Below are 20543 nucleotides of genomic sequence, written 5' to 3'. Positions count from 1 at the left end.
CTTTACAATCTCCTGGATTACACGCGGCGCTTCTTCGGCGGACGGCACCCGTTGTGCGGGATTGGCGTCACGTCGGTGATGCTGGCGATCTTGTAGCCACAGCCGTTCAAAGCGCGGACTGCGGATTCACGACCTGGACCTGGACCTTTGACGTTTACGTCGAGGTTTTTCAGGCCGTATTCCAGCGCAGCTTGACCAGCACGTTCAGCAGCTACTTGAGCAGCAAACGGGGTGGACTTGCGGGAACCGCGGAAACCCGAACCACCGGAGGTAGCCCAGGAAAGAGCGTTACCTTGACGGTCGGTAATGGTCACGATGGTGTTGTTAAAAGATGCATGGATGTGGGCGATGCCATCAACCACTGTCTTTTTAACTTTTTTACGAGGACGAGCAGCAGGTTTTGCCATGATTAATTTCCTGTCGATTCGCTGGGGCGATTACTTGCGGATCGGCTTACGCGGACCTTTACGGGTACGCGCGTTGGTCTTGGTACGCTGACCGCGTACTGGAAGACCACGACGATGACGCAGACCGCGATAGCAACCGAGGTCCATCAAGCGCTTGATTTTCATGTTGATTTCGCGACGCAGGTCACCTTCAGTGGTGAACTTCGCCACTTCGCCACGCAGCTGTTCAATTTGCTCGTCGCTCAGATCCTTGATCTTTGCTGCTGGGTTTACCCCAGTATCTGCACAAATTTTCTGTGCAGTAGTGCGACCAACACCATAGATGTAGGTCAGCGAGATAACAGTATGCTTGTTATCTGGAATGTTAACGCCTGCAATACGGGCCATTCAGTGGGACTCCAATTGACAGCTACCTACGCCCCGGAAGCCAAGAAATAGGGCGCGAGATAATATCGCTGTAATAACAAATAATCAACCCGGCAGCGCACTAGCTGCCGGGCTTGAAGCACAATCACACTCAGCCTTGGCGCTGTTTGTGACGCGGTTCCGCGCTGCAAATTACTCGAACAACACCTTCGCGGCGAATAATCTTGCAGTTACGGCACAGCTTTTTCACCGATGCACGAACTTTCATCACCAACTCCTCGAACCTTATGGGTACTCAGCGCAACATGCCGCTGCCGTAACCCTTCAGGTTGGCTTTCTTCATCAGGGATTCGTACTGGTGCGAAACGAGGTGCGATTGTACTTGGGACATGAAGTCCATCACAACCACGACCACGATCAGCAACGAGGTCCCGCCAAGGTAGAACGGAACGTTGGCTGCAACCACCAAGAACTGGGGCAACAGGCAGACGGCCGTCATGTAAAGAGCACCGAACATGGTCAAGCGAGTCAGAACGCCATCAATGTAGCGCGCAGACTGCTCACCTGGACGGATGCCCGGAATAAAGGCACCGGACTTCTTCAGGTTTTCCGCTACGTCTTTCGGATTGAACATCAACGCCGTATAGAAGAAGCAGAAGAAAATAATCCCTGCACTAAACAGCAGAATATTCAACGGCTGACCAGGAGCGATCGACTGCGAGATGTCCTGCAACCAGCCCATACCTTCAGACTGACCGAACCAGGCACCCAACGAAGCCGGGAACAGCAATATGCTGCTCGCGAAAATAGCCGGAATAACACCGGCCATGTTCACCTTCAGCGGCAAGTGGCTGGTCTGCGCAGCAAAGACCTTGCGACCCTGCTGACGCTTGGCGTAGTGAACAGCAATACGACGCTGGCCACGCTCAATGAACACCACGAAACCGATAATCGCTACTGCCAGCAAACCGATGGCAACCAGGGCGAAGATGTTGATATCACCCTGACGTGCAGACTCGAAAGACTGCCCGATCGCTCTCGGAAGACCGGCGACGATACCCGAAAAAATCAACATCGAGATACCGTTGCCAACACCACGCTCAGTAATCTGCTCACCCAGCCACATCATGAACATCGCACCAGCCACAAAAGTGGATACTGCGACGAAATGGAAGCCAAAGTCACCAGTGAACGCTACGCCCTGCCCCGCCAGACCAATGGACATGCCAATGGCTTGAACGAGAGCGAGGACGACAGTGCCGTAGCGGGTGTACTGGCTGATCTTGCGACGGCCAGCTTCACCTTCCTTCTTCAACTGCTCCAGCTGCGGGCTGACGGCGGTCATCAGCTGCATGATGATCGATGCCGAAATGTACGGCATGATCCCCAGTGCAAAGATGCTCATCCGCTCCAGCGCGCCGCCGGAAAACATGTTGAACAAGCTAAGAATGGTCCCCTCATTCTGTCGAAACAGGTCCGCGAGTCGGTCCGGGTTGATACCTGGAACCGGGATGTGTGCGCCTATTCGGTAGACGATAATCGCCAAGAACAGAAAACGCAGACGAGCCCAGAGTTCAGACATACCGCCTTTGCCGAGCGCAGAGAGAGCACCTTGCTTAGCCATTTATTCCTCGAACTTGCCGCCAGCTGCTTCGATAGCCGCACGCGCACCTTTGGTGGCGCCGATTCCCTTGCCGATAGTGACAGCGCGAGTCACTTCACCGGACAGCATGATTTTCACACGCTGTACGTTGACGTTGATCACGTTGGCATCTTTCAGGGACTGCACGGTGACGATGTCGCCTTCCACTTTAGCCAGCTCGGACAGACGCACTTCTGCGCGATCCATGGCTTTCAGGGAAACGAAACCGAACTTCGGCAGGCGACGATGCAGCGGCTGTTGACCGCCTTCAAAGCCTGGAGCAATGGTGCCACCGGAGCGGGAAGTCTGACCTTTGTGGCCACGGCCACCAGTCTTACCCAAACCACTACCGATACCACGGCCCGGACGATGCTTTTCGCGACGGGAACCCGGCGCTGGACTCAGATCATTGAGTTTCATCGATTAACCCTCGACACGCAGCATGTAGTAAGCCTTGTTGATCATCCCGCGATTCTCGGGAGTATCCTGGACTTCTACAGTGTGACCGATGCGACGCAGACCCAGACCCTTAACGCACAGTTTGTGGTTAGGGATGCGGCCGGTCATGCTTTTGATCAGCGTAACTTTAACGGTAGCCATGATCAGAAGATCTCCTTGACGCTTTTGCCACGCTTGGCGGCAATGGATTCAGGAGACTGCATAGCCTTCAAACCTTTGAAAGTGGCGTGAACCACGTTTACCGGGTTAGTCGAGCCGTAGCACTTGGCCAGAACGTTCTGAACGCCAGCAACTTCGAGAACGGCACGCATAGCGCCGCCAGCGATGATACCGGTACCTTCAGAAGCAGGCTGCATGTACACCTTCGAAGCGCCGTGAGCGGACTTCATTGCGTACTGCAGAGTGGTGCCGTTCAGATCAACCTGGATCATGTTGCGGCGAGCAGCTTCCATTGCCTTCTGGATCGCAGCAGGCACTTCACGCGACTTGCCACGGCCGAAGCCAACGCGCCCTTTACCATCACCAACCACGGTCAACGCGGTGAAAGTGAAGATACGGCCGCCTTTAACGGTTTTGGCTACGCGGTTAACTTGAACCAGCTTCTCAATGTAGCCTTCGTCGCGCTTTTGGTCGTTATTTGACATAACTTAGAACTCCAGCCCAGCTTCACGAGCAGCATCAGCCAACGCTTTAACGCGGCCATGGTACTTGAAGCCAGAGCGGTCGAAAGCCACCTGCGAGACGCCAGCGGCCTTAGCACGCGTAGCGACCAGCTGGCCAACCTTAGTGGCCGCGTCGATGTTGCCAGTGGCGCCATCACGCAGTTCTTTATCCAAAGTCGAGGCGCTTGCCAGGACTTTGTTGCCGTCGGCCGAAATGACCTGGGCGTAAATGTGCTGCGAAGAGCGGAACACGCAGAGACGCACGACTTCGAGTTCGTGCATTTTCAGGCGTGCTTTGCGAGCGCGACGCAGTCGAGTAACTTTTTTGTCGGTCATTTGCTATGCCCTACTTCTTCTTGGCTTCTTTACGACGGACGACTTCGTCCGCGTAGCGCACACCTTTGCCTTTGTACGGCTCTGGTGGACGGAAGTCGCGGATCTCGGCGGCCACTTGACCTACCAGCTGCTTGTCGATGCCCTTGATCAGGATATCGGTCTGGCTAGGAGTCTCAGCGGTGATGCCTTCCGGCAGTTCGTAATCCACTGGATGCGAGAAGCCAAGAGCCAGGTTCAGCACTGTGCCTTTTGCTTGCGCTTTGTAACCAACACCGACCAGCTGAAGCTTGCGCTCGAAGCCTTGGCTTACGCCTTGGACCATGTTGTTTACCAACGCACGAGTGGTACCAGCCATTGCGCGAGTTTGTTGATCGCCATTGCGAGCAGCGAAACGCAGCTCACCAGCTTCTTCAACAATCTCAACGGACGAATGGATGTTCAGTTCGAGAGTGCCCTTGGCACCCTTCACCGAAAGCTGTTGGCCTGCGAATTTTACTTCGACACCGGCTGGCAGCTTAACGGGGTTCTTAGCGACGCGAGACATGCTTATCCCCCCTTAGAACACAGTGCAAAGAACTTCGCCGCCGACACCGGCAGCGCGCGCAGCACGATCAGTCATCACACCCTTGTTGGTGGAGACGATAGACACACCGAGACCGCCACGAACTTTTGGCAGATCATCGACGGACTTGTACTGACGCAGGCCTGGACGGCTAACGCGCTTCACTTCTTCGATGACCGGACGGCCTTCGAAGTATTTCAGCTCGATGGACAGCAGTGGCTTTGTTTCGCTGCTGATCTGATAACCCGCAATGTAACCTTCGTCCTTCAGGACTTTGGCAACAGCTACCTTCAACGTGGAAGATGGCATGCTTACGACGGACTTTTCAGCCATCTGGGCATTACGGATACGAGTTAGCATGTCCGCTAACGGGTCCTGCATACTCATGGGCTAGACGCTCCTAATACAAAAAAATTAGCCTTGCGGCTATTACGTGTCGCCGAGAATCTCCGAGCATAGAAAACACGGGCTCAGGCGAGCCGGGTATTCTAGACACACCCCAGAAATGAATCAAGCCCCAAAAGGGGCTTGATTCAGATTCAAGGCCACCGGTGGTCAGGATCTTGCGATTCCGACCACCGAGACTTTGACAGTACTTACCAGCTAGCTTTAACCAGACCTGGTACGTCACCACGCATTGCCGCTTCACGCAGTTTGTTACGGCCGAGGCCGAACTTGCGGTAAACGCCGTGTGGACGACCGGTCAGGCGGCAGCGGTTACGCATGCGCGAAGCGCTTGCGTCACGTGGCTGCTTCTGCAGGGCTACTGTAGCTTCCCAACGCGCTTCTGGACTTGCGTTCAGATCAACGATGATAGCTTTCAGTGCTGCACGCTTCTTGGCGTACTTGGCAACCGTGAGCTGACGCTTCAGCTCGCGGTTTTTCATGCTCATCTTGGCCATGGTCCTACTCCAATCAGTTGCGGAACGGGAATTTGAACGCACGCAGCAGAGCGCGGCCTTCATCATCGTTCTTGGCAGTGGTGGTCAGGGTGATGTCCAGACCGCGGAGAGCATCGATCTTGTCGTAGTCGATTTCCGGGAAGATGATCTGCTCTTTCACGCCCATGCTGTAGTTGCCACGACCATCGAAGGACTTGGCATTCAGGCCGCGGAAGTCGCGAACCCGAGGCAGGGAGATCGACAGCAGACGATCCAGGAACTCGTACATACGCTCACGGCGCAGGGTCACTTTGACGCCGATCGGCCAACCTTCACGGACTTTAAAGCCAGCGATGGATTTGCGAGCGTAGGTCACAACGACTTTCTGGCCGGTGATCTTTTCCAGGTCAGCAACAGCGTGCTCGATGACTTTTTTGTCGCCGATCGCTTCGCCCAGACCCATGTTCAGGGTGATTTTGGTAACGCGCGGAACTTCCATCACGTTCGAAAGCTTAAGTTCTTCCTTAAGTTTCGGAGCGATTTCCTTCCGGTAAATCTCTTTTAGTCGTGCCATGGTCTTCTACCTAGCAGTGTTCAAGCATCAACCGCTTTTTGGGTCGACTTGAAGACACGAATTTTCTTACCGTCTTCTACTTTGAAACCAACGCGGTCAGCCTTGTTGGTTTCGCCGTTGAAGATGGCGACGTTGGAAGCGTGCAGTGGCGCTTCTTTCTCGACGATACCGCCCTGTACGCCCGACATCGGGTTAGGCTTGGTATGACGCTTGACCAGGTTCAGACCACCAACAACCAGACGGTTGTCAGCAAGAACCTTCAGCACCTTACCGCGCTTACCTTTGTCTTTGCCGGCGATCACGATGATCTCGTCGTCACGACGAATCTTTTGCATGTCGGATCTCCTTACAGCACTTCTGGGGCGAGCGAGACGATCTTCATGAACTTCTCAGTACGAAGTTCACGGGTCACTGGCCCAAAGATACGGGTGCCGATCGGCTCTTGCTTGTTGTTCAGAAGAACAGCAGCGTTGCCATCAAAGCGGATAATGGAGCCATCAGCACGACGTACGCCGTGACGAGTGCGGACTACAACAGCAGTCATCACTTGGCCTTTTTTCACCTTACCGCGAGGAATTGCTTCCTTCACGGTAACTTTGATGATGTCACCGATACCAGCGTAACGACGATGGGAGCCACCCAGCACCTTGATGCACATAACGCGGCGAGCGCCGCTGTTATCGGCCACATCGAGCATGGATTGAGTCTGAATCATATAATTTCTCCGACCCCTAGTCCTTAGACTTCCACAGCGCGTTCGAGAACATCAACCAGCGCCCAAGACTTGGTCTTGGCCAAAGGACGAGTTTCACGAATAGTGACTTTGTCGCCGATGTGGCACTGATTGGTTTCGTCGTGCGCGTGCAGCTTAGTCGAACGCTTAACGTATTTACCGTAGATCGGGTGCTTTACGCGACGCTCGATCAGAACGGTGATGGTTTTGTCCATCTTGTCGCTGACAACACGGCCAGTCAGCGTACGGACAGTTTTTTCGGCTTCAGCCATGATTACTTACCTGCCTGCTGGTTGAGCACAGTCTTCACGCGAGCGATGTCACGCTTAACTTGCGAGAGCAGATGAGACTGCCCCAACTGGCCAGTTGCTTTCTGCATACGCAGATTGAACTGGTCGCGCAGCAAGCCGAGCAGTTGCTCGTTCAGCTGCTGTGCGGATTTTTCACGAAGTTCATTCGCTTTCATCACATCACCGTCCGTTTAACAAAGGCGGTGGCGAGCGGCAGCTTTGCAGCAGCCAGGGCAAAAGCCTCACGCGCCAGCTCTTCAGTTACACCCTCGATTTCATACAGGACTTTGCCTGGCTGAATCTGGGCTACCCAGTATTCCACGTTACCCTTACCTTTACCCATCCGAACCTCGAGAGGTTTTTTGGAGATCGGCTTGTCCGGGAATACACGGATCCAGATCTTGCCACCACGTTTTACGTGACGGGTCAGAGCACGACGCGCTGACTCGATCTGACGAGCGGTGAGACGACCACGAGCAACAGACTTCAGCGCGAACTCGCCGAAGCTGACTTTGCTACCGCGCAATGCCAGGCCACGGTTGTGACCAGTCATTTGCTTGCGGAACTTCGTACGCTTTGGTTGCAACATTTGGCGTACCCCTTACTTAGCAGCTTTTTTACGAGGCGCTGGTGCTTGTGGTTTCAGTTCTTCTTGGCGACCACCAATTACTTCGCCTTTGAAGATCCAAACCTTTACACCGATCACACCGTAGGTGGTGTGAGCTTCGTAGTTGGCATAGTCGATGTCGGCACGCAGGGTGTGCAGTGGCACACGACCTTCGCGATACCATTCAGTACGTGCGATTTCAGCACCGCCGAGACGACCGCTCACTTGGATTTTGATGCCTTTGGCACCAATGCGCATTGCGTTCTGTACAGCGCGCTTCATAGCGCGACGGAACATAACGCGACGCTCCAGCTGCTGAGCTACGCTCTGCGCAACCAGCATACCGTCGAGCTCCGGCTTACGGATCTCTTCGATATTGATGTGCACAGGCACACCCATTTGCTTGGTCAGGTCCTGACGCAGTTTCTCAACATCTTCACCTTTCTTCCCGATAACGATACCTGGGCGAGCGGTGTGAATGGTGATACGTGCAGTTTGGGCCGGACGATGGATATCGATACGGCTTACGGACGCGCTTTTTAGTTTGTCTTGGAGATACTCACGCACCTTCAGATCAGCGAACAAGTAGTCCGCATAAGTCCGACCGTCTGCGTACCAGACGGAGGTGTGCTCCTTGACGATTCCCAGGCGAATGCCAATGGGATGTACTTTCTGACCCATCTCTTCGACTCCGTTACTTGTCAGCAACCTTGACAGTGATATGGCAAGACCGCTTGACGATGCGATCAGCACGGCCTTTGGCACGCGGCATGATGCGCTTCAGCGAACGCCCTTCGTTAACGAAAACGGTGCTGACTTTCAGGTCATCAACGTCTGCGCCTTCGTTATGCTCGGCGTTGGCTACGGCCGACTCCAGCACTTTCTTCATGATCTCGGCGGCTTTCTTACTGCTGAAAGCCAACAGGTTGAGCGCTTCGCCCACCTTCTTCCCGCGGATCTGGTCGGCGACCAAGCGGGCTTTCTGGGCGGAGATTCGAGCGCCCGACAACTTAGCGGCTACTTCCATTTCCTAACCCCTTAACGCTTGGCTTTCTTGTCTGCCACGTGCCCACGATAAGTGCGGGTACCGGCGAACTCGCCCAGTTTGTGGCCGACCATGTCTTCGTTAACGAGAACTGGGACGTGTTGACGACCGTTGTGTACTGCGATGGTCAGACCGACCATTTGTGGCAGGATCATCGAGCGACGCGACCAGGTTTTAACTGGTTTGCGATCGTTCTTTTCCGCCGCCACTTCGATCTTCTTCAGTAGGTGAAGATCGATAAAAGGACCTTTTTTCAGAGAACGTGGCACTGTCGTATCCCTCTATTTACTTGCGACGACGGACGATCATTTTGTCGGTACGCTTATTACCACGAGTCTTCGCACCCTTAGTCGGGAAGCCCCATGGCGATACCGGATGACGACCACCAGAGGTACGACCTTCACCACCACCATGTGGGTGGTCAACCGGGTTCATGGCAACACCACGAACGGTTGGGCGAACGCCACGCCAGCGTTTGGCACCAGCTTTACCCAGCGAACGCAGGCTGTGCTCGGAGTTCGAGACTTCGCCCAGGGTCGCGCGGCACTCAGCCAGCACTTTACGCATCTCACCAGAACGCAGACGCAGGGTCACGTAGACACCTTCACGAGCGATCAGCTGAGCCGAAGCACCAGCGGAACGAGCGATCTGTGCGCCTTTACCTGGCTTCAATTCGATGCCGTGTACGGTGCTACCAACTGGAATGTTACGCAGTTGCAGAGCGTTGCCCGGCTTGATCGGCGCCAGAGCACCTGCGATCAGCTGGTCGCCAGCGCTCACGCCTTTAGGGGCGATGATGTAGCGACGCTCGCCATCTGCGTACAGCAGCAGAGCGATGTGAGCAGTACGGTTTGGATCGTATTCGATACGCTCGACAGTGGCAGCGATGCCATCTTTGTCGTTACGACGGAAGTCGACCAGACGATAATGCTGCTTATGACCACCACCGATGTGACGAGTGGTAATACGGCCATTGTTGTTACGACCACCAGACTTCGACTTCTTCTCGAGCAGCGGTGCGTGAGGAGCGCCTTTATGCAGCTCCTGGTTGACCACCTTGACCACAAAACGGCGGCCAGGGGAAGTCGGTTTGCATTTAACGATTGCCATGATGCACCCCTTCCTTACTCAGCACTGCTGCTGAAATCGAGATCTTGGCCTGGCTGAAGGGAGATAACTGCCTTCTTCCAGTCATTACGCTTGCCCAGACCGCGAGCAGTGCGCTTGCTCTTACCCAGAACATTCAGGGTAGTAACACGCTCTACTTTCACGCTGAACAGGCTTTCGACGGCCTTCTTGATTTCCAGCTTGGTTGCATCAGTAGCAACCTTGAAAACGAACTGGCCTTTCTTGTCTGCCAGAACCGTAGCCTTCTCGGAAACGTGCGGGCCAAGCAGAACTTTAAATACGCGTTCCTGGTTCATCCCAGCAGCTCCTCGAATTTCTTCACGGCCGACACGGTGATCAACACCTTGTCGTATGCGATCAGACTAACTGGATCGGAACCTTGCACGTCACGAACATCTACGTGCGGCAGGTTACGAGCAGCCAGGTACAGGTTCTGATCAACAGCGTCCGACACGATCAAAACATCGGTCAGGCTCATGTTGTTCAGCTTGCCCAGCAGGTCTTTGGTTTTCGGCGTTTCAACAGCGAAATCCTGAACCACGACCAGACGATCAGTACGCACCAGCTCAGCAAGGATGGAACGCATTGCTGCGCGATACATCTTCTTGTTCAGCTTCTGGGAGTGATCCTGAGGACGAGCTGCGAAAGTGGTACCGCCGCCACGCCAGATTGGGCTACGGATAGTACCGGCACGAGCACGGCCAGTACCTTTCTGACGCCATGGGCGCTTACCGCCACCAGAAACGTCGGAACGGGTCTTTTGCTGCTTGCTACCTTGACGGCCGCCAGCCATGTAGGCCACGACTGCTTGGTGAACCAGCGTCTCGTTGAATTCGCCGCCAAATGTCAGTTCGGAAACTTCGATCGCTTGAGCGTCATTTACATTTAATTGCATGTCAGCTTCCCCTTAACCGCGAGCCTTGGCTGCTGGACGTACAACCAAGTTGCCGCCAGTAGCGCCAGGAACAGCGCCCTTGACCAACAACAGATTGCGTTCAGCGTCCACGCGCACTACTTCGAGGGACTGCACGGTCACGCGCTCAGCGCCCATATGACCGGACATTTTTTTGCCCTTGAATACACGACCAGGAGTCTGGCACTGGCCGATAGAGCCTGGAACGCGGTGGGATACGGAGTTACCGTGGGTGTTATCTTGCCCGCGGAAGTTCCAACGCTTGATCGTACCCTGGAAGCCTTTACCCTTGGACTGACCGGTTACATCAACCAGTTGACCAGCGGCGAAGATTTCAGCGTTGATCAGATCGCCGGCCTGGTACTCGCCTTCTTCAAGACGGAATTCCATTACGGTACGACCAGCGGCAACGTTCGCTTTAGCGAAGTGGCCAGCCTGAGCTGCTGTTACACGCGAAGCACGACGCTCGCCGACAGTGACTTGCACTGCACGATAGCCATCGGTCTCTTCAGTTTTGAACTGGGTGACGCGATTCGGTTCGATCTCAATGACCGTGACCGGAATGGAGACACCTTCTTCGGTGAAAATACGGGTCATACCGCATTTACGACCGACTACACCAATAGTCATGTTGTAAACCTCATGAGTGTACGGGGCTTTCACCCGCTATGGCCGCCCATTTCAGAGCGTTACACGACTAAGACCGAGTCTTAGCCGAGGCTGATCTGCACTTCCACACCGGCCGCAAGATCAAGCTTCATAAGTGCATCAACGGTTTTATCCGTTGGCTGGACGATGTCCAGAACGCGCTTATGAGTACGGATCTCGTACTGGTCACGCGCGTCTTTGTTGACGTGCGGGGAGACCAGAACAGTGAACCGCTCTTTACGGGTAGGCAGTGGAATTGGACCACGCACTTGAGCACCAGTACGTTTCGCGGTTTCCACGATTTCCTGGGTGGATTGGTCGATCAGGCGATGGTCGAAAGCCTTCAACCTGATACGGATTTGCTGATTTTGCATTGGATTTCAGACTCCGGCTGCTATTCCCACCGGGCGCAATACGCCCGTTAAAAGGAGGCGCAATTCTATAGACGCCCCCGATAGGTGTCAACCCAATAAAAAAAGCCCCCGCTGAGCGGGGGCCTTTTCAAAGCATCAAAGCTAACTCAAAAAGAGCTTACTCGATGATTTTAGCTACAACGCCAGCACCAACGGTACGGCCGCCTTCACGGATAGCGAAGCGCAGACCGTCTTCCATTGCGATGGTTTTGATCAGGGTAACAGTCATTTGAATGTTATCGCCTGGCATTACCATTTCAACGCCTTCTGGCAGTTCGCAGTTACCGGTCACGTCAGTAGTACGGAAGTAGAACTGTGGACGGTAGCCTTTGAAGAACGGAGTGTGACGACCGCCTTCTTCCTTGCTCAGAACGTAAACTTCTGCGGTGAACTTGGTGTGCGGCTTAACCGAACCTGGCTTAACCAGAACCTGGCCACGCTCAACGTCGTCACGCTTGGTACCACGCAGCAGAACGCCGCAGTTCTCGCCAGCACGACCTTCGTCGAGCAGTTTGCGGAACATTTCAACACCGGTGCAGGTGGTGGTGGTGGTGTCACGCAGACCAACGATTTCCAGTGCATCTTGAACGCGAACGATACCGCGCTCGATACGACCAGTCACAACAGTACCACGACCCGAGATCGAGAAAACGTCTTCGATTGGCATCAGGAATGGCTTGTCGATAGCACGCTCTGGCTCTGGGATGTAGCTGTCCAGAGTCTCTACCAGGCGCTTAACGGCAGTGGTGCCCATCTCGTTTTCATCGTTACCTTCCAGCGCCATACGCGCGGAACCGATGATGATTGGAGTGTCGTCACCCGGGAAGTCGTAAGTGCTCAGCAGATCGCGCACTTCCATCTCAACCAGTTCCAGCAGCTCTGCGTCGTCTACCAGGTCAGCCTTGTTCAGGAAAACCACGATGTACGGAACGCCTACCTGACGGGACAGCAGGATGTGCTCACGGGTTTGCGGCATCGGACCATCAGCGGCCGAGCAAACCAGGATAGCGCCGTCCATCTGGGCAGCACCGGTGATCATGTTCTTCACGTAGTCAGCGTGACCTGGGCAGTCAACGTGAGCGTAGTGACGAATGCTCGAGTTGTACTCAACGTGCGCGGTGTTGATGGTGATACCGCGAGCTTTCTCTTCTGGTGCGCTGTCGATCTTGTCGAAGTCAACACGAGCCGAACCGAAAACTTCGGAGCAGACGCGAGTCAGAGCAGCGGTCAGAGTGGTTTTACCGTGGTCAACGTGACCGATAGTGCCAACGTTGACGTGCGGTAGGGAACGATCAAATTTTTCTTTAGCCACGACAATTAACTCCTTGCCTAAAGGACTGAATCAGCCTTGTTTTTTGGTAACGGTTTCGACGATGTGCGACGGAGCCGTATTGTATTTTTTGAATTCCATAGAGTAGCTTGCGCGACCCTGGGACATCGAACGAACGTCGGTCGCATAACCGAACATCTCGCCCAACGGAACTTCAGCACGGATAACCTTACCGGAAACCGTATCTTCCATACCCAGAATCATGCCGCGACGACGGTTAAGGTCGCCCATCACGTCACCCATATAGTCTTCAGGCGTAACAACCTCTACCGCCATGATCGGCTCGAGCAACTCACCACCACCCTTCTGGGCCAGTTGCTTGGTCGCCATGGAAGCAGCCACCTTAAACGCCATCTCGTTCGAGTCGACGTCGTGGTAAGAACCATCAAACACGGTAGCCTTCAGGCCGATCAGCGGATAGCCGGCAACAACACCGTTCTTCATCTGCTCTTCGATACCCTTCTGGATAGCCGGGATGTATTCCTTAGGAACCACACCACCCACTACTTCGTTCAGGAATTGCAGACCTTCCTGACCTTCGTCAGCAGGTGCAAAACGGATCCAGCAATGACCGAACTGGCCACGACCGCCGGACTGACGAACGAACTTGCCTTCGATTTCACAGCTCTTCGTGATGCGCTCACGATAGGAAACCTGAGGCTTACCGATGTTGGCTTCGACGTTGAACTCACGGCGCATCCGGTCAACCAGGATGTCCAGGTGCAGCTCGCCCATGCCAGAGATGATCGTCTGACCAGTCTCTTCATCAGTTTTGACGCGGAAAGACGGGTCTTCCTGAGCAAGTTTGCCCAGAGCGATACCCATTTTTTCCTGGTCATCCTTGGTCTTAGGCTCAACGGCAACCGAAATAACCGGCTCCGGGAAGTCCATACGAACCAGGATGATTGGCTTGTCAGCGTTGCAGAGGGTTTCACCGGTGGTGACGTCCTTCATGCCGATCAGGGCCGCGATGTCGCCAGCGCGTACTTCCTTGATCTCTTCGCGGGCGTTTGCGTGCATTTGCACCATACGACCCACGCGCTCTTTCTTGCCTTTAACCGAGTTGATCACGCCGTCGCCGGAGGCCAACACGCCCGAGTAAACGCGGACGAAGGTCAAGGTACCCACGAATGGGTCGGTAGCGATCTTGAACGCCAGAGCCGAGAACGGCTCGTTGTCGTCTGCATGACGCTCCATTTGCTTTTCCTCGTCATCCGGGTCAGTACCCTTGATGGCAGGAATGTCGGTTGGAGCCGGCAGGTAGTCGATAACGGCGTCGAGAACCAGGGGAACACCCTTGTTCTTGAAGGAAGAACCGCAAACAGCCAGGACGATTTCGCCAGCGATGGTACGCTGACGCAGAGCGGCCTTGATTTCCTCGATGGAGAGCTCTTCGCCTTCGAGGTACTTGTTCATCAGCTCTTCGCTGGCTTCGGCCGCAGCCTCAACCATGTTGCTGCGCCACTCTTCAGCCAGTTCCTGCAGTTCAGCAGGGATAGCTTCGCGACGTGGAGTCATGCCCTTGTCAGCATCGTTCCAGTAAACCGCTTCCATGGTCATCAGATCGATCTGACCCTGGAAGTTGTCTTCGGAACCGATAGCCAACTGGATCGGCACCGGAGTGTGACCCAGACGCTGCTTGATCTGAGCGATCACGCGCAGGAAGTTCGCACCGGCACGGTCCATCTTGTTCACGTAAACGATACGTGGAACACCGTACTTGTTGGCTTGACGCCATACGGTTTCGGACTGAGGCTCAACGCCGGAAGTACCGCAGAACACAACGACCGCGCCGTCGAGTACACGCAGGGAACGTTCAACTTCAATAGTGAAGTCTACGTGACCCGGGGTGTCAATGACGTTGAAGCGGTATTGGTCTTTGTGCTGCTTAGCAGAACCCTGCCAGAAGGCGGTAATAGCAGCAGAAGTAATGGTAATACCACGCTCCTGCTCCTGAACCATCCAGTCTGTGGTCGCGGCGCCGTCATGCACCTCGCCCATCTTGTGACTTTTGCCAGTGTAAAAAAGGACGCGCTCGGTGGTGGTGGTTTTACCAGCATCCACGTGAGCAACGATACCAATGTTACGGTAGCGATTAATCGGTGTGGTACGAGCCATAAAGCCCTCGCAAAATTAGTGACGCTAAAATTAGAAGCGGTAGTGCGAGAAAGCTTTGTTAGCTTCAGCCATACGGTGCACGTCTTCACGCTTCTTAACTGCAGCACCTTTACCTTCGGCGGCGTCCAACAGTTCGCCAGCCAAACGCAGAGCCATAGACTTCTCGCCGCGCTTACGGGCGAAGTCTACCAACCAGCGCATTGCCAGAGCGTTACGACGGGACGGACGAACTTCAACCGGAACCTGGTAAGTAGCACCGCCTACACGGCGCGACTTTACTTCGACCAGCGGAGCGATGGCGTCGAGAGCTTTCTCGAAGATTTCCAGGGGGTCGCTGTTCTTGCGTTCTTTAACCTTTTCCAGCGCGCCATAAACGATACGCTCGGCAACGGCTTTCTTGCCGCTTTCCATCACGTGGTTCATGAACTTGGCCAGGATCTGGCTTCCGTATTTTGGATCGTCAAGCACTTCGCGCTTGGCTGCTACGCGTCTTCTTGGCATGGATAAGCCCTCAAACGGTCTTCAGGTTCGCTCGGAATCGGTGCCCTTGCGGGACGCCTCCGACCTTACTCTTATCGACTCAGAAAAATAGATGATTCAGTTTACAAAAAGCCGCTACTACTTAGGCTTCTTGGTACCGTACTTCGAACGACCCTGGTTACGACCTTTAACGCCGGAAGTATCCAAAGAACCGCGTACGGTGTGGTAACGAACACCTGGCAAGTCTTTTACACGACCGCCGCGGATCAGTACCACGCTGTGCTCTTGCAGGTTGTGGCCTTCACCGCCGATGTACGAGGAAACCTCGAAACCGTTGGTCAGACGCACACGGCATACTTTACGCAGTGCCGAGTTAGGTTTTTTCGGCGTAGTGGTGTACACACGGGTGCACACGCCACGACGTTGCGGGCAGTTCTGCAGCGCAGGCACGTCGGATTTCTCGACGATACGCTTACGCGGCTGACGTACCAGCTGGTTGATAGTTGCCATCTACTAGCTCCACTGTTGTCTTGCGACGCTATTGTCTTGCAAGAAAAGCAAAATGGCAGGAACGAGTTCCCGCCAAATTTAGGGGTACAAGAGTCTAAAGAGGATCTTGCCCCCAGTCAAGGCAAGGCCCCGACCTCCCCACTCATCCAACCTCGACAAATTGTCTTGATTCGATGAACGGAGTGACCAGGGCCTTACTCTCATTTACCGCAGAACTCAGTTACCGCTCGAGTTCAGCGCTTCGGTCAGTGCAGCTTCCACTTCACTGGCGCTCACGCGCAACGGTTTGTCTGCATCACGGCGACGCTTGCGCTCGCTGTGATAAGCCAGACCGGTACCAGCCGGGATCAGACGACCCACGACCACGTTTTCTTTCAGGCCGCGCAGGTAATCGCGCTTGCCGGTTACCGCCGCTTCGGTCAGTACGCGAGTGGTTTCCTGGAAGGAAGCCGCCGAGATGAACGATTCGGTGGACAACGACGCCTTGGTGATACCCAGCAGAACGCGAGTGAACTTGGAGACAAACTTGTCTTCCGCGCTCAGGCGCTCGTTCTCTACCAGTACGTGAGTCAGTTCCATCTGGTCGCCCTTGATGAAACTCGAATCGCCGGATTCAGCGATCTCAACTTTACGCAGCATCTGACGCAGGATGGTCTCGATGTGCTTGTCGTTGATCTTCACGCCTTGTAGACGGTAAACGTCCTGGATCTCGTTAACGATGTACTTGGCGAGCGCACTTACACCCAACAGACGCAGGATGTCGTGTGGATCGCTCGGGCCGTCGGAGATAACTTCGCCGCGGTTCACTTGTTCGCCTTCGAAGACGTTCAGGTGACGCCACTTCGGAATCAGCTCTTCATACGGATCGCTACCGTCGTTCGGAGTGATAACCAGACGGCGCTTGCCTTTGGTCTCTTTACCGAACGCGATGGTGCCGCTGACTTCAGCCAGAATCGACGCTTCTTTCGGACGACGAGCTTCGAACAAGTCGGCAACACGCGGCAGACCACCGGTGATGTCACGGGTTTTCGAAGTTTCTTGCGGAATACGAGCGATAACATCACCGATCGCAATCTTCGCACCATCCGCCACACCGACCAGGGCGTTGGCTGGCAGGAAGTACTGAGCAATAACGTCAGTACCTGGCAGCAACAGATCCTTGCCGTTGTCGTCGACCATCTTCACGGCGGGACGGATGTCCTTGCCGGCAGCTGGACGGTCTTTGGCGTCGAGCACTTCAATGTTGGTCATACCGGTCAATTCGTCAGTCTGACGCTTGATCGTGATGCCTTCTTCCATGCCCACGTAGGTCACGGTACCTTTCATCTCGGTGACGATTGGGTGAGTGTGCGGATCCCACTTGGCCACGATTGCGCCAGCGTCGACCTTGTCACCTTCTTTAACCGAAATCACGGCACCGTACGGCAGCTTGTAACGCTCGCGCTCACGACCGAAGTCATCAGCGATAGCCAGCTCGCCAGAACGGGACACGGCAACCAGGTGGCCATCCACTCGCTCAACATGTTTCAGGTTGTGCAGACGGACGGTACCGCCATTCTTCACCTGAACGCTGTCGGCTGCGGAGGTCCGGCTTGCCGCACCACCGATGTGGAACGTACGCATCGTCAGCTGGGTACCCGGCTCACCGATGGACTGGGCAGCGATAACGCCGACCGCTTCACCGATGTTCACCTGGTGACCACGAGCCAGGTCACGGCCGTAGCACTTGGCGCAAATGCCATAGCGGGTTTCGCAGCTGATCGGCGAACGCACGATCACTTCGTCGATGCTGTTCAGCTCGATGAACTCGACCCACTTCTCGTCTACCAGAGTGCCGGCAGGAACGATGATGTCCTCGGTACCCGGCTTGAATACGTCACGGGCGATAACACGACCCAATACGCGTTCACCCAACGGCTCTACAACGTCACCGCCTTCAATGTGCGGAGTCATTACCAGGCCGTGTTCGGTGCCGCAATCGATCTCGGTTACAACCAGATCTTGCGCTACGTCTACCAGACGACGAGTCAGGTAACCGGAGTTAGCCGTTTTCAACGCGGTATCCGCAAGACCCTTACGAGCACCGTGAGTGGAGATGAAGTACTGGAGTACGCTCAAACCTTCACGGAAGTTCGCAGTAATCGGCGTTTCGATGATGGAACCGTCCGGCTTGGCCATCAGGCCACGCATACCGGCGAGCTGACGGATCTGCGCAGCAGAACCCCGTGCGCCCGAGTCGGCCATCATGTACATCGAGTTGAAGGATTCCTGGTCGACTTCGACACCATGACGGTCGATGACTTTCTCTTTCGAGAGGTTGGCCATCATCGCCTTGGAAACTTCGTCGTTCGCCTTGGACCAGAGGTCGATCACTTTGTTGTACTTCTCGCCCTGGGTTACCAGGCCGGAGGCGTACTGACTTTCGATCTCTTTCACTTCGTCGGTGGCTGCACCGATGATGCGGGCTTTTTCATCCGGGATAACGAAGTCGTTAACACCGATGGAAACGCCGGAAATGGTCGAATAGGCAAAACCGGTGTACATCAACTGGTCAGCGAAGATCACGGTCTCTTTCAGACCAACCACGCGGTAGCACTGGTTGATCAGCTTGGAGATCGCCTTTTTCTTCATCGGCAGGTTGACGACGTCGTACGACAGACCTTTTGGCACAACCTGGAACAACAGCGCACGGCCGACAGTGGTGTCGACGATACGGGTGTTGGTCACGCTGCCACCATCACGGTCGTTGACGGTTTCGTTGATCCGCACTTTGACCTTGGCGTGCAGAGCGGCTTCGCCGGCACGGAACACACGGTCAACTTCCTGCAGATCCGCGAACACACGACCTTCGCCCTTGGCGTTGATCGCTTCACGAGTCATGTAGTACAGACCCAATACAACGTCCTGCGACGGAACGATGATTGGCTCACCGTTGGCTGGCGACAGAATGTTGTTGGTCGACATCATCAACGCACGCGCTTCCAACTGGGCTTCCAGTGTCAGCGGTACGTGCACGGCCATTTGGTCGCCGTCGAAGTCGGCGTTGTACGCAGCGCAGACCAGAGGGTGCAGCTGGATAGCCTTACCTTCGATCAGTACCGGTTCAAACGCCTGAATACCCAGACGGTGAAGGGTCGGTGCACGGTTGAGAAGCACTGGGTGTTCGCGAATCACTTCAGCGAGAACGTCCCAAACCTCTGGCAGCTCACGCTCGACCATCTTCTTGGCAGCTTTGATGGTGGTCGCGAGACCACGCATTTCCAGCTTGCCGAAAATGAACGGCTTGAACAGCTCGAGAGCCATCTTCTTCGGCAGACCGCACTGGTGCAGACGCAGGGTCGGACCTACGGTAATTACCGAACGACCCGAGTAGTCAACACGCTTACCGAGCAAGTTCTGACGGAAACGACCCTGCTTACCCTTGATCATGTCAGCCAGGGATTTCAGAGGACGCTTGTTGGAACCAGTAATGGCGCGGCCACGACGACCGTTGTCGAGCAATGCGTCGACGGCTTCCTGCAACATGCGCTTTTCGTTGCGCACGATGATGTCCGGAGCGGACAGATCCAGCAGGCGCTTCAAACGGTTGTTACGGTTGATCACTCGACGATACAGATCGTTGAGGTCGGAAGTCGCGAAACGACCGCCATCCAGCGGGACCAGTGGACGCAGATCTGGCGGCAGAACCGGCAGAACGGTCAGCACCATCCACTCTGGAAGGTTGCCGGAACCCTGGAAGGCTTCCATCAACTTCAGACGCTTGGACAGCTTCTTGATCTTGGTTTCGGAGTTGGTTTGCGGAATTTCTTCACGCAGACGGCCAATCTCGTGTTCCAGGTCGATAGCGTGCAGCAGTTCGCGGACAGCTTCGGCACCCATGCGGGCATCGAAATCGTCGCCGAACTCTTCCAGCGCTTCGAAGTACTGCTCGTCGTTGAGCAGCTGACCTTTTTCAAGGGTGGTCATGCCTGGATCGATAACGACGTAGCTCTCGAAGTAGAGAACGCGCTCGATATCACGCAGGGTCATGTCCATCAGCAAGCCGATACGGGACGGCAGCGACTTCAGGAACCAGATGTGGGCGACCGGCGAAGCCAGTTCGATGTGCGCCATGCGCTCACGACGAACTTTTGCCAGCGCGACTTCAACGCCGCACTTCTCGCAGATCACACCGCGGTGCTTCAAGCGCTTGTACTTACCGCACAGGCACTCGTAATCCTTTACCGGGCCAAAGATTTTGGCGCAGAACAGACCGTCACGCTCGGGTTTGAACGTACGGTAGTTGATGGTTTCCGGCTTTTTAACTTCACCGAACGACCACGAACGGATCATCTCAGGCGATGCCAATCCGATACGGATGGCGTCGAACTCTTCGACTTGACCCTGGTTTTTCAGCAAATTCAGTAGGTCTTTCAAGGCCTTTCCTCCTGGCGGAGCAG

The 20543-nt window shown here is 55.0% G+C and carries 30 protein-coding genes; all 30 read right to left on the bottom strand.

The genetic code is table 11. From position 1 onward, the window contains the following. Positions 1–17 precede the first annotated feature (17 nt). Complete coding sequence (gene rpsK / locus ACX3YD_RS02335; protein WP_002555466.1) at positions 18–407, bottom strand: 30S ribosomal protein S11; 390 nt, start codon at positions 405–407, stop codon at positions 18–20. Between the two features lie 30 nt (positions 408–437). Continuing rightward, positions 438–794 carry a 30S ribosomal protein S13 gene (gene rpsM / locus ACX3YD_RS02330; protein WP_008374135.1) on the bottom strand — a complete coding sequence of 119 codons (357 nt, stop codon included), beginning with the start codon at positions 792–794 and terminating at the stop codon, positions 438–440. A gap of 130 nt (positions 795–924) precedes the next feature. After that, a complete protein-coding gene (gene rpmJ, locus ACX3YD_RS02325; RefSeq protein ID WP_002555468.1) occupies positions 925–1041 on the bottom strand; it encodes a 50S ribosomal protein L36 in 117 nt (38 codons plus the stop codon). 27 nt (positions 1042–1068) lie between these two features. Then, positions 1069–2397, bottom strand: a complete 1329-nt coding sequence (gene secY / locus ACX3YD_RS02320; protein ID WP_003228718.1) for a preprotein translocase subunit SecY — start codon at positions 2395–2397, stop codon at positions 1069–1071. After that, the gene (rplO, locus tag ACX3YD_RS02315) at positions 2398–2835 is read right to left on the bottom strand and encodes a 50S ribosomal protein L15 (protein WP_003228720.1); all 438 of its coding nucleotides are present in this window, start codon (positions 2833–2835) and stop codon (positions 2398–2400) included. Between the two features lie 3 nt (positions 2836–2838). Next, the gene (gene rpmD, locus ACX3YD_RS02310; protein WP_003176408.1) at positions 2839–3015 is read right to left on the bottom strand and encodes a 50S ribosomal protein L30; all 177 of its coding nucleotides are present in this window, start codon (positions 3013–3015) and stop codon (positions 2839–2841) included. A 2-nt stretch (positions 3016–3017) separates the two neighbouring features. Beyond that, complete coding sequence (gene rpsE / locus ACX3YD_RS02305) at positions 3018–3518, bottom strand: 30S ribosomal protein S5 (RefSeq protein ID WP_003186035.1); 501 nt, start codon at positions 3516–3518, stop codon at positions 3018–3020. A 3-nt stretch (positions 3519–3521) separates the two neighbouring features. After that, a complete protein-coding gene (gene rplR / locus ACX3YD_RS02300) occupies positions 3522–3872 on the bottom strand; it encodes a 50S ribosomal protein L18 (RefSeq protein ID WP_003186037.1) in 351 nt (116 codons plus the stop codon). A 10-nt stretch (positions 3873–3882) separates the two neighbouring features. Continuing rightward, entirely contained in the window at positions 3883–4416 is a 534-nt protein-coding gene (gene rplF, locus ACX3YD_RS02295; RefSeq protein WP_003176412.1) for a 50S ribosomal protein L6, read from the bottom strand. A gap of 12 nt (positions 4417–4428) precedes the next feature. Further along, positions 4429–4821 carry a 30S ribosomal protein S8 gene (gene rpsH, locus ACX3YD_RS02290; RefSeq protein WP_008065722.1) on the bottom strand — a complete coding sequence of 131 codons (393 nt, stop codon included), beginning with the start codon at positions 4819–4821 and terminating at the stop codon, positions 4429–4431. A 209-nt stretch (positions 4822–5030) separates the two neighbouring features. Then, positions 5031–5336 (bottom strand): 30S ribosomal protein S14, encoded by a 306-nt coding sequence (gene rpsN, locus ACX3YD_RS02285; RefSeq protein WP_003176414.1) that lies wholly within the window; start codon positions 5334–5336, stop codon positions 5031–5033. Between the two features lie 13 nt (positions 5337–5349). Next, on the bottom strand, positions 5350–5889 hold the full coding sequence (gene rplE, locus ACX3YD_RS02280; RefSeq protein WP_003210069.1) for a 50S ribosomal protein L5: 540 nt from the start codon (positions 5887–5889) through the stop codon (positions 5350–5352). A gap of 20 nt (positions 5890–5909) precedes the next feature. Further along, the gene (gene rplX, locus ACX3YD_RS02275; RefSeq protein WP_003186046.1) at positions 5910–6224 is read right to left on the bottom strand and encodes a 50S ribosomal protein L24; all 315 of its coding nucleotides are present in this window, start codon (positions 6222–6224) and stop codon (positions 5910–5912) included. Between the two features lie 11 nt (positions 6225–6235). Next, complete coding sequence (gene rplN / locus ACX3YD_RS02270) at positions 6236–6604, bottom strand: 50S ribosomal protein L14 (RefSeq protein ID WP_002555479.1); 369 nt, start codon at positions 6602–6604, stop codon at positions 6236–6238. Between the two features lie 23 nt (positions 6605–6627). Then, positions 6628–6894, bottom strand: a complete 267-nt coding sequence (gene rpsQ, locus ACX3YD_RS02265) for a 30S ribosomal protein S17 (protein ID WP_003176419.1) — start codon at positions 6892–6894, stop codon at positions 6628–6630. Positions 6895–6896: 2 nt separating this feature from the next. Next, positions 6897–7088: a 50S ribosomal protein L29 gene (gene rpmC, locus ACX3YD_RS02260; RefSeq protein WP_002555481.1), complete on the bottom strand. Its 192-nt coding sequence runs from the start codon at positions 7086–7088 to the stop codon at positions 6897–6899. Then, positions 7088–7501, bottom strand: a complete 414-nt coding sequence (gene rplP / locus ACX3YD_RS02255) for a 50S ribosomal protein L16 (protein WP_025215754.1) — start codon at positions 7499–7501, stop codon at positions 7088–7090. The genes rpmC and rplP overlap by 1 nt, the downstream gene beginning before the upstream one ends. Positions 7502–7513: 12 nt before the next feature. Further along, positions 7514–8200: a 30S ribosomal protein S3 gene (gene rpsC, locus ACX3YD_RS02250; RefSeq protein ID WP_003176422.1), complete on the bottom strand. Its 687-nt coding sequence runs from the start codon at positions 8198–8200 to the stop codon at positions 7514–7516. Positions 8201–8213: 13 nt separating this feature from the next. Beyond that, positions 8214–8546 (bottom strand): 50S ribosomal protein L22, encoded by a 333-nt coding sequence (gene rplV, locus ACX3YD_RS02245; protein ID WP_003103908.1) that lies wholly within the window; start codon positions 8544–8546, stop codon positions 8214–8216. Between the two features lie 11 nt (positions 8547–8557). Beyond that, the gene (rpsS, locus tag ACX3YD_RS02240) at positions 8558–8833 is read right to left on the bottom strand and encodes a 30S ribosomal protein S19 (RefSeq protein WP_002555486.1); all 276 of its coding nucleotides are present in this window, start codon (positions 8831–8833) and stop codon (positions 8558–8560) included. Between the two features lie 16 nt (positions 8834–8849). Next, the gene (gene rplB, locus ACX3YD_RS02235; protein WP_003186055.1) at positions 8850–9674 is read right to left on the bottom strand and encodes a 50S ribosomal protein L2; all 825 of its coding nucleotides are present in this window, start codon (positions 9672–9674) and stop codon (positions 8850–8852) included. 14 nt (positions 9675–9688) lie between these two features. After that, complete coding sequence (rplW, locus tag ACX3YD_RS02230) at positions 9689–9988, bottom strand: 50S ribosomal protein L23 (RefSeq protein WP_002555488.1); 300 nt, start codon at positions 9986–9988, stop codon at positions 9689–9691. Then, entirely contained in the window at positions 9985–10587 is a 603-nt protein-coding gene (gene rplD / locus ACX3YD_RS02225) for a 50S ribosomal protein L4 (RefSeq protein ID WP_007924200.1), read from the bottom strand. The genes rplW and rplD overlap by 4 nt, the downstream gene beginning before the upstream one ends. A 12-nt stretch (positions 10588–10599) precedes the next feature. Further along, positions 10600–11235, bottom strand: a complete 636-nt coding sequence (gene rplC, locus ACX3YD_RS02220; RefSeq protein ID WP_003186059.1) for a 50S ribosomal protein L3 — start codon at positions 11233–11235, stop codon at positions 10600–10602. Positions 11236–11315: 80 nt separating this feature from the next. Next, positions 11316–11627: a 30S ribosomal protein S10 gene (rpsJ, locus tag ACX3YD_RS02215; RefSeq protein ID WP_003186070.1), complete on the bottom strand. Its 312-nt coding sequence runs from the start codon at positions 11625–11627 to the stop codon at positions 11316–11318. Between the two features lie 157 nt (positions 11628–11784). Then, positions 11785–12978, bottom strand: a complete 1194-nt coding sequence (tuf, locus tag ACX3YD_RS02210; RefSeq protein ID WP_103403382.1) for an elongation factor Tu — start codon at positions 12976–12978, stop codon at positions 11785–11787. A gap of 30 nt (positions 12979–13008) precedes the next feature. After that, positions 13009–15114, bottom strand: a complete 2106-nt coding sequence (gene fusA, locus ACX3YD_RS02205; RefSeq protein ID WP_046815908.1) for an elongation factor G — start codon at positions 15112–15114, stop codon at positions 13009–13011. A 30-nt stretch (positions 15115–15144) separates the two neighbouring features. Beyond that, entirely contained in the window at positions 15145–15615 is a 471-nt protein-coding gene (gene rpsG, locus ACX3YD_RS02200; RefSeq protein WP_002555493.1) for a 30S ribosomal protein S7, read from the bottom strand. Between the two features lie 117 nt (positions 15616–15732). Then, a complete protein-coding gene (rpsL, locus tag ACX3YD_RS02195; RefSeq protein ID WP_002555494.1) occupies positions 15733–16104 on the bottom strand; it encodes a 30S ribosomal protein S12 in 372 nt (123 codons plus the stop codon). A gap of 216 nt (positions 16105–16320) precedes the next feature. Further along, the gene (gene rpoC / locus ACX3YD_RS02190; RefSeq protein ID WP_458959189.1) at positions 16321–20520 is read right to left on the bottom strand and encodes a DNA-directed RNA polymerase subunit beta'; all 4200 of its coding nucleotides are present in this window, start codon (positions 20518–20520) and stop codon (positions 16321–16323) included. Positions 20521–20543: the final 23 nt, after the last annotated feature.

It is taken from the genome of Pseudomonas fluorescens group sp. PF-1 (assembly GCF_054481335.1).
This window is presented reverse-complemented; position numbering and strand designations above follow the sequence as displayed.